Origin of the sequence: Aneurinibacillus sp. REN35, from assembly GCF_041379945.2 — a bacterium.
GTDB lineage: Bacteria > Bacillota > Bacilli > Aneurinibacillales > Aneurinibacillaceae > Aneurinibacillus.
Genome location: NZ_JBFTXJ020000008.1, coordinates 65,377 through 82,593, shown reverse-complemented (window position 1 = coordinate 82,593; position 17,217 = coordinate 65,377). Strand labels below are relative to the sequence as shown.

At 44.4% G+C, this 17,217-nt stretch carries 22 protein-coding genes and 1 pseudogene; 21 read left to right on the top strand and 2 right to left on the bottom strand.

Annotated features, from left to right (window positions below):
• Positions 1-181 precede the first annotated feature (181 nt).
• Together AB3351_RS15450 and AB3351_RS15445 are read left to right on the top strand one after the other, a co-directional pair.
• Complete coding sequence (locus AB3351_RS15450) at positions 182-748, top strand: recombinase family protein (RefSeq protein WP_371148047.1); 567 nt, start codon at positions 182-184, stop codon at positions 746-748.
• A 216-nt stretch (positions 749-964) separates the two neighbouring features.
• Positions 965-1,228: a hypothetical protein gene (locus AB3351_RS15445; RefSeq protein WP_371148046.1), complete on the top strand. Its 264-nt coding sequence runs from the start codon at positions 965-967 to the stop codon at positions 1,226-1,228.
• A 219-nt stretch (positions 1,229-1,447) separates the two neighbouring features.
• Here the strand turns inward: AB3351_RS15445 and AB3351_RS15440 are convergent, their stop codons facing one another.
• Positions 1,448-1,975: a hypothetical protein gene (locus AB3351_RS15440; protein ID WP_371148045.1), complete on the bottom strand. Its 528-nt coding sequence runs from the start codon at positions 1,973-1,975 to the stop codon at positions 1,448-1,450.
• 1,006 nt (positions 1,976-2,981) lie between these two features.
• A complete protein-coding gene (locus tag AB3351_RS15435; RefSeq protein ID WP_371148044.1) occupies positions 2,982-3,236 on the bottom strand; it encodes a helix-turn-helix domain-containing protein in 255 nt (84 codons plus the stop codon).
• Between the two features lie 198 nt (positions 3,237-3,434).
• On the opposite strand from AB3351_RS15435, the gene AB3351_RS15430 reads away from it, so the two are divergent.
• The 19 genes and pseudogenes from AB3351_RS15430 to AB3351_RS15340 all read left to right on the top strand — a co-directional run bounded on the left by AB3351_RS15430 (position 3,435) and on the right by AB3351_RS15340 (position 16,951).
• The gene (locus tag AB3351_RS15430; RefSeq protein ID WP_371148043.1) at positions 3,435-3,830 is read left to right on the top strand and encodes a hypothetical protein; all 396 of its coding nucleotides are present in this window, start codon (positions 3,435-3,437) and stop codon (positions 3,828-3,830) included.
• Positions 3,830-4,174 carry a hypothetical protein gene (locus tag AB3351_RS15425; RefSeq protein ID WP_371148042.1) on the top strand — a complete coding sequence of 115 codons (345 nt, stop codon included), beginning with the start codon at positions 3,830-3,832 and terminating at the stop codon, positions 4,172-4,174. Before AB3351_RS15430 ends, AB3351_RS15425 begins: the two co-directional genes overlap by 1 nt.
• 451 nt (positions 4,175-4,625) lie before the next feature.
• A complete protein-coding gene (locus AB3351_RS15420; protein ID WP_371148041.1) occupies positions 4,626-4,808 on the top strand; it encodes a helix-turn-helix domain-containing protein in 183 nt (60 codons plus the stop codon).
• 17 nt (positions 4,809-4,825) lie between these two features.
• On the top strand, positions 4,826-5,611 hold the full coding sequence (locus tag AB3351_RS15415; protein WP_371148040.1) for a DUF3102 domain-containing protein: 786 nt from the start codon (positions 4,826-4,828) through the stop codon (positions 5,609-5,611).
• A gap of 455 nt (positions 5,612-6,066) precedes the next feature.
• The gene (locus AB3351_RS15410) at positions 6,067-7,269 is read left to right on the top strand and encodes a hypothetical protein (protein WP_371148039.1); all 1,203 of its coding nucleotides are present in this window, start codon (positions 6,067-6,069) and stop codon (positions 7,267-7,269) included.
• A gap of 19 nt (positions 7,270-7,288) precedes the next feature.
• Positions 7,289-8,125 carry a hypothetical protein gene (locus tag AB3351_RS15405; protein ID WP_371148038.1) on the top strand — a complete coding sequence of 279 codons (837 nt, stop codon included), beginning with the start codon at positions 7,289-7,291 and terminating at the stop codon, positions 8,123-8,125.
• 106 nt (positions 8,126-8,231) lie between these two features.
• Complete coding sequence (locus AB3351_RS15400; protein ID WP_371148037.1) at positions 8,232-8,462, top strand: helix-turn-helix domain-containing protein; 231 nt, start codon at positions 8,232-8,234, stop codon at positions 8,460-8,462.
• Between the two features lie 503 nt (positions 8,463-8,965).
• Entirely contained in the window at positions 8,966-9,139 is a 174-nt protein-coding gene (locus AB3351_RS15395) for a hypothetical protein (protein ID WP_371148036.1), read from the top strand.
• 10 nt (positions 9,140-9,149) lie between these two features.
• Positions 9,150-9,581 (top strand): hypothetical protein, encoded by a 432-nt coding sequence (locus AB3351_RS15390; protein ID WP_371148035.1) that lies wholly within the window; start codon positions 9,150-9,152, stop codon positions 9,579-9,581.
• The gene (locus AB3351_RS15385) at positions 9,571-10,164 is read left to right on the top strand and encodes a hypothetical protein (RefSeq protein ID WP_371148034.1); all 594 of its coding nucleotides are present in this window, start codon (positions 9,571-9,573) and stop codon (positions 10,162-10,164) included. Before AB3351_RS15390 ends, AB3351_RS15385 begins: the two co-directional genes overlap by 11 nt.
• A gap of 2 nt (positions 10,165-10,166) precedes the next feature.
• On the top strand, positions 10,167-10,619 hold the full coding sequence (locus AB3351_RS15380) for a hypothetical protein (RefSeq protein WP_371148033.1): 453 nt from the start codon (positions 10,167-10,169) through the stop codon (positions 10,617-10,619).
• A 46-nt stretch (positions 10,620-10,665) separates the two neighbouring features.
• Positions 10,666-11,331 carry a hypothetical protein gene (locus AB3351_RS15375; RefSeq protein WP_371148032.1) on the top strand — a complete coding sequence of 222 codons (666 nt, stop codon included), beginning with the start codon at positions 10,666-10,668 and terminating at the stop codon, positions 11,329-11,331.
• A gap of 62 nt (positions 11,332-11,393) precedes the next feature.
• A complete protein-coding gene (locus AB3351_RS15370; RefSeq protein WP_371148031.1) occupies positions 11,394-11,720 on the top strand; it encodes a hypothetical protein in 327 nt (108 codons plus the stop codon).
• A gap of 6 nt (positions 11,721-11,726) precedes the next feature.
• Positions 11,727-13,658, top strand: a complete 1,932-nt coding sequence (locus AB3351_RS15365; RefSeq protein ID WP_371148030.1) for a hypothetical protein — start codon at positions 11,727-11,729, stop codon at positions 13,656-13,658.
• Complete coding sequence (locus AB3351_RS15360; protein ID WP_371148029.1) at positions 13,658-14,074, top strand: DUF2577 domain-containing protein; 417 nt, start codon at positions 13,658-13,660, stop codon at positions 14,072-14,074. Before AB3351_RS15365 ends, AB3351_RS15360 begins: the two co-directional genes overlap by 1 nt.
• Positions 14,075-14,126: 52 nt before the next feature.
• A complete protein-coding gene (locus AB3351_RS15355; RefSeq protein ID WP_371148028.1) occupies positions 14,127-14,720 on the top strand; it encodes a hypothetical protein in 594 nt (197 codons plus the stop codon).
• Positions 14,710-15,147 carry a phBC6A51 family helix-turn-helix protein gene (locus AB3351_RS15350; protein ID WP_371148027.1) on the top strand — a complete coding sequence of 146 codons (438 nt, stop codon included), beginning with the start codon at positions 14,710-14,712 and terminating at the stop codon, positions 15,145-15,147. Before AB3351_RS15355 ends, AB3351_RS15350 begins: the two co-directional genes overlap by 11 nt.
• Positions 15,148-15,899: 752 nt before the next feature.
• Positions 15,900-16,001: pseudogene (locus AB3351_RS15345) on the top strand (iron-sulfur cluster assembly accessory protein); the annotation flags it as partial.
• Positions 16,002-16,273: 272 nt separating this feature from the next.
• On the top strand, positions 16,274-16,951 hold the full coding sequence (locus AB3351_RS15340) for a superoxide dismutase family protein (protein WP_371148026.1): 678 nt from the start codon (positions 16,274-16,276) through the stop codon (positions 16,949-16,951).
• Positions 16,952-17,217: the final 266 nt, after the last annotated feature.

The following is a 17,217-nucleotide window of genomic DNA, read 5'->3' as shown; positions in this document are numbered from 1 at the left end:
TCAGGGGTTAACGCATCTATCAGTTCCAAAAACGATTATTAATGATACGGTCGTAAATGTACCGTTGCTATCTAGCTTTATCACTTGTTAACCGTTCCTAAACTCGTTTCAATATTATCGTTGCTATAAGGTTCCGTTTATGATACGATGCGAATAAAGAAACGATAAGGGAGAGGTACGTATGAAAATCGGATATGCGCGCGTATCAACGCAGGATCAAAACCTCGATATGCAGATGGACGCCTTAAAAGCATCCGGATGCGAACGTATTTACACCGAGAAGATGAGCGGTAAGAGAGACGATAGGCCGGAGCTACAACGTTGCCTGGACGCATTACGTAACGGTGATACGCTTGTCGTATATAAGTTAGATCGTCTCGGTCGCTCAACGTTTAAGCTGTTAGAGCTAACGGCTGAACTAGAGAAGCGCGGTGTTGAGTTCGTCAGTATCCGAGATAACATAGATACGTCTACAGCGGTTGGTAAAGCTATGTTCCGTATGATGGCGGTACTTGCGGAGATGGAACGGGATATTATCGCAGAGCGTACACAGGCGGGCTTACAGGCGGCTAGAGCGCGTGGTAGAGTCGGAGGTAGACCGAAAACAGACAAGACGAAGATTGCTACGGCATTGGCATTATATGACGCAGGTGACTTGACCGTACCGGAGATAGTCGAAGCTACCGATGTTAGTAAAGCAACGTTATATAGAGCGATTAATAATCGTAAGGATAGCGTCAGCAAATGAGCTGGCGTTTTTCTTTTGCGAAGAGTGACGCGGCCCCAAGCCCCCCCTTTTAAAAACCCTGCGCCTGGTGTATGCAATTTGCGCACAATATTTTTTAACTCGGGGGTTGATCGGTAATATGCGGCTTGTTTACGCATATACTCCTTAACGTAAATGGTTTACGCATTTACCCGTTAAATCATTTCCGGAGATAAATCGCTTGAGGGAGGCGTTTTTATGCGAAACAGTGGGGGAGAGGTACGTAAAGTACGTAGCGATAAGAAGACGCGAGTCAATCCGGCTTTGTCCGCTGATACTCACGATAAACTCGAACGCTTAGCTTTCGCCTGTAGCGTTCCGAAAACGGTACTCGCTGCGGACATTATCGACCTATGCGTTAACAATACGAACATTATCGACTATCTACAGACGAAGTATGAGGCGCCAGATAAGAGACGGGTTATTCCGATTGTAGAGAATGGCGTTATTACTTACGCTTAAGTTTCGGAAAGCCTTTTACAAAATTCTTGTGTATTTTATAGCATTTTGCGCAAAGGCCCCATCGCTTATCAGCAGCTCCTTTGTTTCCGCAATCACGACATTTCATATCGAAAATACCTCCGTTTCTTTTTTTATAAGTATTCTCAATGTTCAATCCCTTTATACGAATAAACAAGCGCCATCTAACGGAATGTACCGAAAGATGGCGCTTTTCTTCGTTTACTCCTCCGCTACTGGCAGTTCCAGCGCCCATTGCGGCGTTACGTACACTAATCCGTCTTTACGCTCCGAATCGATACCGTCCGATTCATCCTCGTCAAACGTCAACCACACGCGTTCGCCTTTTTTCAACGGTTCACCCGTAATCAACCATTCCTGCGTAAATATAACGTGTTGCTTCATCTTTACCGGAGTCGGCTCGACACTCTTTACCATATACCGCTTCAGCTTCGGATTTACCGCAACGACGATATACTCACGGTCAACGTACGTCGGCGCATACCAATACGCTGTTTCTTCTTCGTCTAATAACGCCTCATCTTCGTCAATAACGTAATTCGGGTCGAGATAGCGCGTATCTGACGTATCGTTACCGAGTTCTTTCTGTACCTGCGTACGTAAGATATCTTCGGTATTCGGCGCATCATCACGGAACATGTCGTCAGTTGGATACGGTGCGGCATTCGTTGTTACCGGGATTGATAGCGCCAGCACAGCGGCACATACCGTAGGTACTAGACGTTTCATATCGCTCACTCCTTTCGTTAGGTATTATTTTCCTATACGATATAATTCTTCGGTCAGGACGTTTTTCCTTTTCGTTTAACCTGATATAACCGTAATAACAGCAGAAATAAACTCGTATAAACAGATCGCAGGTAACGCTATCTTCGAAATCGGGAGGAGGCTAAAACATGTAAGAGATGCTAAGCCTGACAGCATTGACGCAAAAGAACGCGCACTGGCGGAACAGCGCGAGAACGCAGGTGGGTGGATACGATGGCTTTCGGAACATGTAGACTTCACTAGAATGCAGGCGCATAGGTTCATACAATCATACGAACAGTTCAACGATGTAACGACGTCGTTACACTCGTCGAAAATATTTGAACTCATACAACTACCATCCGAAATCGACCGTCAAGAGTTCGTATCTACAGCGCACACAATCCCGTCCACCGGCGAAGAAAAGACGGTAGATGAAATGACTGTACGGGAGTTACGCGAAGTCAAGAAGGCGCTAAATGAGGCGCGAGAGGACACGCACAGAAGGCAGAGGAAGCGGTAGGGCAGGCGAAGAGTAGGAAGCGGAGTACCTCTTAATCGCAGAAAACGTAGAGAGGCGAGGTGAGGCGGAACATGATCCGATAAAAAAGGGACGTATTGCGGCGTTTCTAAAGGAGTATTTCGGTATTAAGCACGGTGGAGATAGATCAAGTGGACAAAATGGCCGCTTGAAAACAGCAGCAGACATAGCGGAAACAATCGGAGAGTCAGAAAAGACAACGCGTAGACTCCTAAAACTCAACGACCTCATCCTCGAAATTCAAACGCTAGTATCATCCGGTAAGCTCGGAACAACGGCTGCCGAGCAGTTAGCGTATCTTACGCCCGACGAACAACGCTCACTACTGACATTACGCGGAGAGGACGTAGTAGGCACTACAAGCGTCGCTGATGCGAAGGAGATACGGGAGCAGGCGAAGGAGTCTCGAAAATAAAAATGCCGCCAGGGATACGTTATCCTAGCGGCTTATTTGTCGTTTGTTTCTGCGTCTGGAACAAACTCGACTACTTCTTCAATTTTACAATCTAAGTACTGGCATATCTTTGCAATAATATCGAGCATAACAAACTTTTCATTAGTAAGTTTCGCAAGAGTTGACGGTGATAGTCCTAAATCATCTCGCAAGTCCTGTTTCTTTTTTCCGCGATCAATTAATGTGTGTTGCAAAGGTTTATATGACGGCTTCAACGTCAGTGCTATCTTTTCTCTCGATTCCTCCATATTTACATGACCTCCGTACTCTCTATTATACCTCAATTACGTAATGAATAGACGAAAGTTTCGCAATTACGTACTTTTAGTTCGGATATATTTGACATGCGCAAGAATAAAATGTACTATAAGTATACAAACGCGAACTTAATGTATGCAAATGTTATGTTTGACGTTGAAAAAATTTACGAAATGAGGCGATTTATTATGTCAGTAGCAGTAGCGCAATCAATCGAAGATGGATTCATCCCGTTTAACTTCGCAAAGTCACCGAAAGCAACCGTATCGTATACGAAGACAGTCGCAGGTTGGTACAACGTAAAATTCCCGCGTATGCAGCGACCATTATTCACGTTATCACCGGATGCGGCGCAATCAATCGGCATTGACGGTCGTTTTTCGCTCGGTTGTATATCAGCGGATGTAGACGCATTATATGAATTGTTCGTGCGTAGAGTAGCCGCGAAAGATACGCAGGTATTCGTTCATATGAAACCGGTAGAACTAGTCGCCTGGTACGCGGTAAACGGGTGCAAATTAGATGAAGCGGAAGGGTATCGCGAGTTGATTGCGGATGTAATCGAATTGATGGAGCGATTGTAATGCGCAATGTGGTAATTCTAGTAGAATCGTTCAGTGCGACGATGGACGGAGAGCCAACCGTATTCGAAGTGTGTCACGGTCTGCAGATTGACGATAGATTCGCAATCTACGTCGATCACGAATACGAAACAACGTCACTAGCCGAGATTATTCCGACCAATAGCGAAGGTGTATTCGTACAGAAATCGTATGTATGTCTCGGATATAATCCGCGTCCAGGCGAAGATGATGCGGCGTACCTTCGGCGAATCGTGCGGCGAATGAAGCGTATGAGCATCTACGAGTACTTCACCACACGACTAGACCGAAGGAACGACGAAGTTTACGATATTGCATCCGACTAACAAGCGCTGCAACGCTAGCTAATCGAATAAGCGCGGGACTTGGCGGCAACCTTGTTCCGGCTCGGTTACATTATAACACGGTGGGTGTTTGCGGCAACAAGCGCCTACTTACATATCAACGGGTGAGATGACGACGGCAATCGTACATATCACTACCGCACGTTCACGGGATAGGCTATCGCAGAACGTCGTGACTCATGCGTCAGGCTGCAACCTGGCGCTTTTTTATTTTCTTCCATCTTATACGAAAGGTATGCGAACGAAGTTTCGTATTTTTTATAAAAATTTCGCAAAAGTTTAGCGAGATCGTTCGCGGCAGACGTATTACCTTATGAGAACGAAAAAATTTCCGCTTAACCTGCGCGAGATTTCCGGAATCTACGTCTAGTCCAGTATAGGCGCTTTTCTTTTATCTTACACGCTACAAAACGATAAAACGGAGGGGTGCGTAATGACGCTAACACGCGCACAAGCAACGCAAATTATCGAACGAGAGGGAATGAAGCATCGAATCATAGCGCAGAAGGCCGGTATACATCGGGTCACACTTAGTCGCTGGCTGAACGGACATAGCGAAATGAAACCGGAGAATCTGCGGGTGCTGTCGGAGGTACTGGCGCGGTACATCAATTAATTTAAGGAGGAGATAATATGACACTCTCTATGAGAATAGAAGTGATTACGGAAGAAATCGTTTCTTATAAGAAAAGAGCCGGTGAGTCTATCTATGAAATCGGTAGACGCCTCAATCATGTTAAGAAAAACCGTTTAATACACGGGCAATGGGAGCGTTGGTTAAAAGAAAGCGTAAAGATTTCACCGCCAATGGCTCGCAAATATATCGCTATTTACGAAGTGTACGAAAGCGATCCTTTATTCCGTTCGTTGACGAACGATTTAGAAGACGGTGGGAACGTAGAGTTGTTGTACGATCTAGCCACGTTTCCAAAAGAATTACGTCAGGAACTTCATACGATTCCTTCTAATGGTCAGCGTAAGAAAATCACTGAAATGAACACGAAGGAACGTCGAGAGGTAAAACGATTGCTTTCCGGTAAATCGCGCGATACTTCATCCAGAGAATCGGATTTAAAACGCTCAGTTACGGATGCGATACGTAGGCTTAATAACAACGATGATAGATTGCAAAAAATCGCAGCGATTTTAGAACTTGCGGAGGCAGTTCCAGAGGATAAGTCTCAGGGTTTCGACTTTGCTGATCGTATATTCGGAGATTCGGCATATAAGGGCGGAACTGATTTAACAGGAGCTTACTATACATTGGGCGTTAGGTTTGCCGCAAGCCCTCGTGAAGTAAGACAAGCGTACAGAGAAACGGTTAAGCGAGTTCATCCGGATACTGGCGGTAATAATGAGGCGTTTATAAAAGTAAAGGCAGCGTATGACTTTTTAAAGGCGAATAGGTTTGCGGTATAAACACCAATCGTACACCAACCGAGTTATTCCGCTTTATACCGGCAATTACGCCTAGCACAAAAAAGTGCTAAACGAATGCTGAAACCCGCGTCATTACTGGCTTTTTTCGCGATTTCCTTAAAAAGAGTATATAAAAAAGTGCTAAACGAAATGGACGGTTACTCAAGCGAAGTGAAACGAAGCGCAGAGTCGGGCGATAGCCCGTTATAACAGAAGCGCCAATAGTAACGGAGAATGAGTCATTCTGCGGACTATTACTAGCGCGCCGCAAGCGGCTTGCTGTGTCGTCCAAAATCGGGACTCCACTATCGTCTATATTAACGATTATTTCGCATAAGTAAGACCACCGCTATTTACTATTTCGGTATTATTTGTACTTATCTTATCGGCGGTATCTCTCGCCTAATAAAACGATAGATCCGCTTGGTGTACGAATAGCGGAGAGGGAGGAACGGATGAATATGATTAAAATTGTTGATTCGATTATGGGCGCAGGCAAGACGAGCTGGGCGTTACAGTATATTGAAGATGCGCCGATGTACAAAAAATTCATCTACATTACGCCGTACCTGGACGAAGTGCAGCGAATCATTACTTCGGTTAAATCCCGTACATTTATCCAACCTAATAATAATAACAGCGAAGGACGGAAGTTGCGGAGTCTGAAAGAGCTAATCGTCGCTGGCAAGGATATTGCGGCAACGCACTCGCTATTCCAAACGGCAGATGACGAGCTAATCGAATTATTAACTGACAGCGGATATACGCTCATTCTGGACGAAGTTATGGACGTAATCGAGCGAGCTAATATCGGTAATCACGACATAAGGGCGCTCTTAGACTCGAAGTACATCGAAATAGTAGAAAACCGCGTGAACTGGATATATGACGGATATACGGACGGGAGGTTTAGCGACATTAAACTTCTAGCGCGGGCTGGAAACCTATTTATCCATCGAGGCAGTTTTTTACTATGGGCGTTTCCTCCGCGTGTGTTCCAGGCGTTTGCGGATGTTTATGTACTGACGTATCTATTTAATGCTCAGGTACAGCGCTATTACTATGATTTACATGGGCTAGAATACGAGTTTCATGCGGTCAGACACAACGGACGAGCATATGAACTAACGAAATATGATCGGATGGCAGAGAGACGAGAGCAGCTTATGTCGCTGATTGAATTATACGAAGGGAAACTGAATGACGTGGCTGAACGGTCTAACGCGCTTAGTACAACCTGGCTCAGTAGAGCTAATGAGAGCGTACGGGAGGGACTGAAAAAAGCGATATCAAATTACTTCCGTAACATCGTGAAAGCTAAGTCGAACGAGATTATGTGGACAACGATTAAAGAACGGCGGAGTGACTTGTCCGGAAAAGGATACTCTAAAGCATTTACGGCATGTAATCTACGCGCAACGAATGAGTATGCGGATAGGTGGGCGCTTGCCTACGTGTACAACCGATATTGCCATCCGATTGAGCGTGTATTTTTTGAAGATAACGGAGTATCTGTCGATCAAGACCTATTCGCTGTATCTGATCTTCTGCAATGGGTATGGCGGTCGCGTATTCGCAAAGGCCAACCGATTAGCCTATACCTGCCGTCCAGCCGAATGCGTTCGTTGCTAAAATCGTGGGCGAAGTATGAAATCTAATTATGGGAGGGCTGTAAAAATGAAGACACCACTTATTTATTATTTTGTTCAAGACGCAGGAGCTTTAGAAAAGAAAGCAAACGCTAAGTATGTGGACATTAAAGCATTCAACGATGAATGCGAGAACCTTGCAGAAGAATATCTTGCTCAAATTGAGAAACGAGACTTGCTAACTAATACGAAGTCAGAAAAGAAAGATAAGGCAATTCGCGTTCAGTATAGCGATTTTTGGAAACACATTACCTTCCTCGGTGATAAGACTCTTTATATCGAGGAAAACATTAAAAGAGATGAAGAGAAGCAGCGGAACGGGGAGAGAACACGCGAAGAGTGGGAGAAGATAGAGCGGAGTTACATAAAAACAGTAGCAGGCGATATCCCTGCGTTGACAAATCCAAATTATGCAGTTTGTAGCTGTTGGAAATGTAACACAGTTTTTTATCTAAAGCACAAGCGAAAGAGGTACTGCAGTACACACTGCGCTAATGAACAAAAGGTTGCAACAGCACGTTTGCGTAAATACGGGACACTTTTACCTGTGAAGTATTACGAAAGTTATCGTGAAGGAACATTACAGGATATTTATAAGGAAATAGAGATACCGTACCAGGTATTTCCGATGAAAAACGATTTAAAAGAGATTGGAGGTCGAATTAAAAAAGCTGCGCCTACCCTTGATTCAGATCGTACGCATAAGGTAAAAGTTAGATTTGCAGAGTCAGACCATAAACCAAACAGTGTGTTGACGTATAATCTGAGCGAAACTACACCGGAAGAAATGGAGGCTAGTAAGTGGAAAAATGCGAATAGGACAAGTGAGAATTGGCGTTCGATTTTGCAGAATAATTTCCTGTAATAGTGAAGAAGGATAGGCTCAATCTGGATAAGAACAGATTGGGTCTTTCTTTTTGTGCATTTTAGGCAACTTTTATTGCCGCGACAAATTAGAGGAGGATGGTGAAATGACAATTAATGCAGACACACTGCATCAGATTAGGTTTGTGTACCGTCTCAGTCTGGACGAGTTAGGAGTATTGGTAGGTGTTTCAAAGTCGCATCTACATCGCGTAGAAAAGGGTGAGCGCCCTTTATCTGATAGATTGAGACAGGATTTGATTGAAGCGTTGGAATTAAACGAAAGTAAGTTGCAGCGCATTAAGAGCATCTATTACGAATTTACAAAGCGAGGGTAGAGAATGAACGATTTACAAAAGACGATCCAGCGATATGCACACGATCATTGCGCAACCTTCAACGGTGAGAACGGCTGCCATATCGAACCAGGCGGGGACCCTCGCTGTTTGTATTTTAACAACTGCGCAAACCAACGTTGCAAATATTTCGAGACACATGTGCTTCCGAGCGATCAGGTGTTAGCGGCATCATACTTCGCTTCATTCGGAATCAAAACGCAGCATACAGACGGCGCAATAGACCGCTGCGAACGGTGTAGCACGAAGTATTTGCGGAAGTCTAATCGACAGAAATATTGTACCGATTGTAGAGAAGCTAAACGGCGAGAACGCAATAGAAATAACATGAGAAATATACGGGAAAGTGTGTACATTTCGGACGAAAATCACGCCGTATAAGCGCCGTATTTACCCTGTATTGCTTGCTGTTTTAGTAGTGAATAGGATTACCCTACATTATCTATTTAGTGGTGTCTAAACGTACACAAAGGGAGGATAAATGAATGAAGATTGAGTGGCTTGAACCATACGGATATGAAAAGCATTATACAGCTAAGATTACAGACGAATCCGGATGTACACGGAATTTTTGTTTTTCAAGAGATGTTCCAAAAGAACGAGCGTTGAAAATGCTACCAACTTTGATCGGTGACGGTCGCAGAAAGCCGAGAAAGTGAGGAATAGATAATGCGCCCGCTAATCATTGCTAACGTTGAGACAATCGAAGCTAGTCCGTTTCTTGTCGCTGTTCTTTACGATCAAGACGGACAGCGCCTAGACGAGTTGATTCTACCGTTTGAATCGTATGAACTTTCGCTGCTAATCATCCGAGAACTAGCGGAACGGAACGGTGTAGAATCGTTTGAACTCTGGACGAGCGACAATCGACTATATTTGTTATCGCTACAAACGCCAGGAGTGGCTGGAGTTATTAAGCATACAAGTGACACAGCCGATACAGGATACACAATCGGGTATAACGCTGACATTCTGAAAGAACTGCATGATATTAAATTGCTAGTAACAAAGCCGCCGCTTCCGAGATGGCGGGCTTTTTTAGTTGGAGCTATTCGTAAGATATTAAAACAAATCGAAGGAGATGGAAAGTATGAAATTTGAAATGTTAGATAAGTTTGTTGCTCAGAAGGAAAGTCGCGCGTCTGCACATCAGGAGTTATTAAAACGGGAGCAATCGGCACTAGAAACTGTTCAAGCTCTTAAAGCAAAGTATGAGCAAATGCTTCGCGAATCATTAGTCAGCGGTCAAAACAAGGACGCTGAACTAGATGCGCTAGATAAAGAGGTAGCATCTGCAATTACAGCGTATGAGCGACGCAATTTGGAACGTGTAAGTTATACAAATATTGTCCCTGAGGAAATTACAGCGCAGAACGTAGTTGACTCCTGGAACAAAGATTTCGTTCCGCAATTTCGTAAGAAGCGATTCGATGCCGTCCTCGAAAAGTTACTTGAAACGAAGAAAGCATTTGCTAATGCGGTTCTAGACTATCATGCTACTATTGCTGAATTTAACGCGGAAAAGAGCTATGTTATTGGTGAAGTTAGCGAGAAATATCAGTATAAACTGCAGTCGATTGAATTTGCTTATCGCACCGATATTGAACGCTACTTTATCACAGATAACGATTTATACGAGCTAGAGAACAGACAGTATCCTAAATCTTTAAAAGGAGTGAATTAGTAATGAAATTAACGATCACAGCTGTAGAATTGAAAAAGCTAAAAACTATGTCACGTGGAAATTCTCAAAAAATAGCTGAATACAAAATAAAGGAACGGGCTTACAACGAATTGGTTGAAGCCCTTTTTGATGAGGATACACAGTTCGTTGACAATCCGAGCGAACAGTATGTAAGAGAATTAGCAGAGAAAGCGGAATCCGGTGATGAAGTAGATGAGGCGCGGTATGCTGTTATGAAGGATCGTTTTGATATGTACGAATACGAACATAAACAAGCTCATTTTGATTATGTTAAAACTCGCTCTAGTCTAATGAAAAAAATCAGTTCTGGGGAACAATTAACGAAATCAGACTTATCAAGTGCCGAGTTACTTGCTCGTCAGCACTCGTCTATAGACAATATAGTTCTGTATTCAAAAATTAAACATGAGTTAGCGCAAGAGGCGTCGGAATAACCGGCGTCTTTTTTCATATTAGACTAAAATAAAGGAGAAATGATGAATGATTACACTACCTAAGCAAGTACAGGAAGCTATTGAGAAAGTAAATGTAATTCGCCAAGAAAAAGCGCAATCAGTCGCCAAACACGAAGCGCGAGCGGAAGAAATTCGCCGGACTATTGCTGAGACGAAAGTGGCGCTTTCTGCAGCAATTGACGCTATCGTGCTTGATTCGTCTGATAAGAATATGGCGGAAGAGAAGAAACTGCGCGAGAAACTACTCGGACTAGAGGCGGAGATATCGTCGTATGAAGAAATTGCAAAGCGTGCTGGTAATATCTATAACGAACGTATTGATAAAGCTGCAACAGAAGTAAAGTCGATTGTACGCCAACTGGCGGAAGAAGCGCAGACAGACGAGAAATACAATGCTGCGATGCGTAAGATTGCAGAGAAGAAAGCGGAGTATCTACATGCAGTAGCAGTATACGCAAATACGCGCAAAGCAATCGTTGATATGCAATATGCAGCAGAACAAGCAGCAGGCGTTTCGATTGACAAAGTGCATGCCCGCGATTTTGCTCCGTTCTTCTACTACGGCGGTATTCAGCAACCGTACGGCATCAGCGACGGGGAACTTCGGAAAGCGATGGAGGGACGGATCGAGGCACATAGCATTGATACCGGGCTTCCGTTCGTTATCGACGGTGTAACAAAAATTAAGTAGGTGCAACGGACAAGGCGCTCGCTAGTCGGGCGTCTATTTTGTTTTGCGGAAGGAGAACGCAAATGAACGTACATCCAGTTGAACAAGGATTATCCGAAATAGCCGATCTATGTGCGGAGATGATAGCGAAAGCACGTGAAACAAAAAGTTCTGTCGACATGTGGGAATTTTTATTGCGTATCGGTATGCATCGTAAGTTTCTCGATGAACTAGCGAATGATAGGCGCTTGAAAGCTCAATTAGTCGCGAAAAGAGCGGATGAGTTGTTAGAAAGTGCGATTATAATCGCTAAAAATCCGCATTCTCGTTCGTCCCGGCGCTTAATAAAACGAATGGATCGGTGTTTAGCTTCAATAGACAAACACCTACCCGAATTAGTCAGGAGGTGATAACGGATGGCTTACGATTTAGTTGCACGGTTAAAACTCGTCGATAATATGAGTCAGCCCGCAAGGAGAGCTGCCGGTAATCTACGCGTTATTAAGAATGAGACTGACGCAGTATCTCGTTCGATGACCGCATCAGCAAAAACAACAAGCATACTAGAAAAAGCGATGGATCAAACCGGTACAGCAACGAAACGTCTTCGTAGCACTAGCGGACAACTACGCGACTCACTTGGAAGGTTTACGTCTGCGAGCGGCCATGCTACGTCGGCACTATCGAGCTTGTCAACGAAGGCTATGTCGGTACGTGGCGCTCTATCAGGTGCGAGTGGTGCAGCAGTAACAGCGGGCGGGAGCTTTCGCGGAATGGTGGCCGGAGTCACGGCGCTTGCTGGCGCATATGTGACGGCTCAGGGCGCGGTGAAAGCGTTTGAAGCTACCGTAGGAGCTGCAGCAAAGCAGGAATACGAGAAAATTACGATTCGTGCATTAGTGCAAGACGACAAGAAAGCAAATAATCTGTTCGATACGATGAAGAAACAAGCGTTAGAAAGCCCCATGTTTTCGCTGCAGGATTTTCTCGGTTCGGCTAAAGCATATCTTCCCATCACACGCGACTTGAAACAAGTAGAGAAGCTAACATCGCTAACTGAACGTCTAGCCCTTTCAAATCCAATGCAAGGACTAGAGGGGGCTTCGTTTTCGATTCGTGAAGCGATGTCGGGAGATATGGTATCGCTTGTCGAGCGCTTCAACCTTCCGAAGAAGTGGGTTGGCGCGTTGAAGGGAAAAGAAGGGGATGCGTTCATTCGCGAGATGGATCGGTTGCTAAATCGAATCGGATACACAGATAAACTTAGGCAGCAGGTAGCCGACCAATCCGGATTAGCGAAGTATGAACAAGTCAAAGAAAAGTTTAGCCAGGGCTTAACCGATATGGGCTTCGAAGGTCTGGAACGTGCAAAGCCGATCCTTGATCGCATCGACAAAATGTTCTCAGACGGAAAATTTAATCGCCTACAAAACTTCGGTTCCGATATCATCGCCGGTGCAATCGGGGGGCTAGAGAAGGTCGCCATCGGTCTGGATTCGTTTGTGACGAAGCTGAATAATGATCCAGCGTGGAACAAACTGTCCATCTCAGACAAGTTCGTCAAAATGACGGAAATCGGCATGGATAGCGTTGTGAACTATTTGAATAGCGGAGGTAGCGAGAAAATCGCTAGTGCTTCGTCTGCTGTAATGAACGCGGCAATGGGAATCGGCGGTGCGGTCGGTAAAGGAATGCTTGACGGCGTAGGGACGTATTTTAAGCAACATCCGATGGGCGCCGCGCTGGCAGGTATGATGGTTGGACTCTCTTTGCCGGGCGGACCGCTTGTAAAAGCGTTTGGAGCCGCGGGATTAGCGGCAGCCGGAGCGTTGATGTCGTATATTACCCAGGGCGTTGATAGTGCGCTGAAACAAATCGATAAAGTACAAGCAGCGGTACGAAACGTAGAAACTACGCCATATGGTCGGGCTATGAATAGAGTAGTTAATAGCGCTAAGAGTGAAGCGCGTAACGACTTGGAGAAGGAGAAGTTGTATCGCAATACTGGACGACTACCTCAACCAAAGCCGATTTACGGCAGTGGAACAATGACGGCGTACGAACCGTCTACGTGGGAGAAAACGAAGAACTGGTTTGGTAACGCTTTCTCGCACTACAACGGAATCGAAAGAGTTCCGTATGACGGGTATAAAGCGATCCTTCACAAAGAGGAGCGCGTTGTTCCAGCGAATGAGAACCGTGGATATTCGCAAGGAAAGCATGGCCTTCATATAGGTAATATTTCCGTCGCTATAAACGGTTCTAATGCTACTACAGCGGAACAGGCGCGGCAAGTTGCAATGCTTATCGTTAAAGAAATCGAGATGGCGGGAGGAGCTATGGCGTGATGGAAGGCAGCACATATACCCGTTTTGTTCAATTAATGAAGCGACACGGCTATAACAAAGACGTTGATCTACTTATGGCTACTGTCACTTCGCCTCCGCCGCATCTACGTATCAGACTCGATCATACAAACACAGAACTGTATCCGGAAGATGTTTTCGTTGCTGAACATCTTACGCGACACTCGCGCATTGTGACGATTGAGCACGTAGAAAACGAAGAACGACAACTCGGAGATAAAACGGAAAAGGATTACCTCGATACTGACGATAAACAAGCGCCGTATTCGTCTTTTTCGTATAACTTCGTTAAGTTGACGTTTGAAGACGTATTGAAAGTTGGGGATCGTGTAGCAGTTGCAGAGTTTGACAACGGTCAAGCGTTTATGATTGTAGACCGGATGATGAAATATAAGTAAACGAACAGGGCTGCGCTGTAATGGCGCGGCTCTTTTTAATGGAGGCGATTGTATGACGATAGAAGAGATCAAGAAAGATATTGAACGACTAGATCGCGAGCTTGAAGAACACCGTCAAGAGCGTATTGCGGCGGGAATGCAGCCGGAGGAACCAGCACCGTTTATCTCACGTGAAGCAGGCGCTCTCTTGTCCGAGAAGGTTCGGAGGGTGCGGGACTACAGCGTCAGGGTGGCCGCGCTTATGGCGAAAGGACATACGGCAGACGAAATCGGAGTGGATTACGCATGGCTTGCGGGTATGCATCGGGAAGCGGATATGCTGCGCAAGTGTGTGGCGGAAGAATATGCGGATCAGGCTAGGATAGCCCTGCGTATTATCTCTAATTTCAACAAGCTACAAGCCGGAATAATGAACGAAGCAGACGTAGCAAGCGATATTCATATGACAGTACGCTTTGAAGCGTTAATAGCAGAATACTATAGCGAAATTATGAACGAAAAAGTTATACCTGCGCTATCCCCGCAAGAGTTGGCGGAGCTTATCGCCGATCCAGAGCGGGTTGCGCGAGAGCTTGCGAAAGCTAACGCAGATTATGACGCAGTAAAACACGAATTAGATTGGATGCTGAGTGAATATGAAGTTTAACGAATTAGAATCGAAATTAACGCTACCCCAACGCAAAGCAGCGTTTCTAGTGCTTGAAAACGAAATGCGACCGACTAAAGAGCGCAGGACATTAGACGACATTGCCGCTGAGGTCGGCGTATCACGCACCGCGCTTTTTAATTGGCGCAAAGAGAATCCGGTCTTTATCGCGTATTACAATGCGCTTGCAGATCGTCAGCTCGATTCGTTTCGCGGCGTAGCAGATGCGCAGCTAAAACGATTAATTGAAGGGACGAGCAACAACGGGATCGCGTCGATTAAGGCGCTAGAGCTTTACTATAAACTGACAGCTCGCCTGGTGAATCGTTCGGAAGTTACAACGAATGAAATCGGAGATGGACCGAAGCGTTTATCTGCCGCAGAGATTGCGGAAGAATTGGCGGAGTTGGCGGGGTTAACAAAATAAGTCATAAGTAGTAGCGGCGGTGATCGGGTAATATCGGTTGCTGCCGCCTTTTTTTTTGTAACATTGCAGAGGTTTTTTCGTTAAAGTTTCGTTAGAAGAGTAGAGGTTAAAAACGTACTTTTCAGTGTTTTTTATTCGTCACGTTACGCTTTCTTTTCGTTAGTTATCGTTAAAATGAAATATTATAAATTATAATAATAGATTATTATATACTACAAAAAACAAAAAAATCAATAAAAAATGGTTCGAGACTCGTATGTTTTAATACGCAACCCTCATGGTAGAATAATTTTCAAATTTAATCTATGAGGTGAGTACAGGCGATGAGAAAACTTAAATATATATATTCAGCACAATACACAGCTGAACTAATCGGGATAAGTTATCAGGCACTTATACGTCGTATAAACAAATTCGATAAACTAATTGATTGGAAAAAGAACAAGGATAATAACTATAAATTTAGCGAACTGGGTATCGTTCAATTACGTCATATACAAAGATACAACCGAATGAGAGTTGATAAACGAATAGTTGCGTTTGAGTTAGAAAGGGTCACAGCGAAATTTCTATTGAATCATTAATCTGCGCTTGTATCGTTCCTATCTCTGCATATATAATGAAGTAACAATACACGTTGAAGATAATACGTCGCTGTTGAGCGAATATACAATCGTCTTTAACGCTATATGAACGTACAATGACCGTTAGTTTATCGTAGGGGATAACGCTAAGGTATCGTATTTTACTACGGACGATACTTCACCATCGAAAATCCGAATGCAGTAGCGAGCTGCGGGTGCGGTTCCTCATTCCGTACACGTGACGATCAAGGTGTACCGGAAGAGTGCTAATCGACTAAAGAGTGCGTACATGAGCACTTCTTGACGTATTTTTGGATACGTTTAGGGGTGCTTTTTTATGTCAAAGCAAGTACACAAATGATTCAAAAAAATACACAGGAAGCATACATCTACTTGAGGTTGATGAGACGGGTTGTATCTCGTTAGATCCATTACTTATGACAAAGGCACGAATTATTTTGAAAAATGTTTCACCTCAGATAAATAGAGGAAGGAGAGGATATATACTGTATTTTTTACATGAAAGGGGCGATACATAGTTTATGAAAAAATTCATGGCAGGAGTAGTAGCGGGAGCGGTACTCTCAAGCGGGGCAGCTTATGCAGCCTCATTAACGGTGGATACGGCCTCCTTTTCTATTTATGCAGGCGGCAAAGAAGAAACGATGGGGGAAAAACAAGTACTTGTTCATAACGGTGCGGCGTATGTTCCAGTACGGGATTTCTCTAAAGCGACAGGACATCAGGTGTATTGGGACGGTATGCATTCCGCAATCTCGATCGATAAGCCGTATGTCCATATCGTAGATGCCAAAGGCAAACGGATTGGCCATGCGGTGCTGACGGAAGAGAAGGAAGGCGTCAAGGTGGAAGTGGAAGTCCAAGGTCTGAAGCCTGGCAAGCATGGCTTCCATGTGCATGAGAAGGCGTTTGTGAAAAATGACTTCAAGTCAGCGGGCGGTCACTTTAACCCGGACAATAAAAAGCATGGATTAGAGAATCCAGAAGGACATCATGTCGCGGATATGCCAAACTTGGAAGTAAAAGAGGATGGAACAGGTAAAGCCGAGTTTATGGTGAATCGGGCCAATCTAAAACCGGGGGATGCTCATTCCATCTTGGGCAAAGCGATCATTATTCATGCGGATGAAGATGATATGAAGTCCGATCCGGCTGGTAATGCGGGGGATCGTGTAGCAGGAGGAAACATTCCGCAATAATAGAAGCAAGCTAAGCAGCGGTGTATGCCGCTTCTCAAAATATAGAGAAACGTATGAGTTTTCCACACTACTGTATAGCCATTCAATCTGAATGGCTATTTCTATTTTTGTTTTCGAGCTTTTCAATTCGCTGTTCTAATTCTTTTAGTTTATGTGTTACTGGGTTGTATTTCCAAGAAGATCCCTCCTTTGCTTTTTATCTCGAAAGGTACGCTTACTACGTTACATATTTTAGGAGTTATATTATATAATCATTTACAAAATGC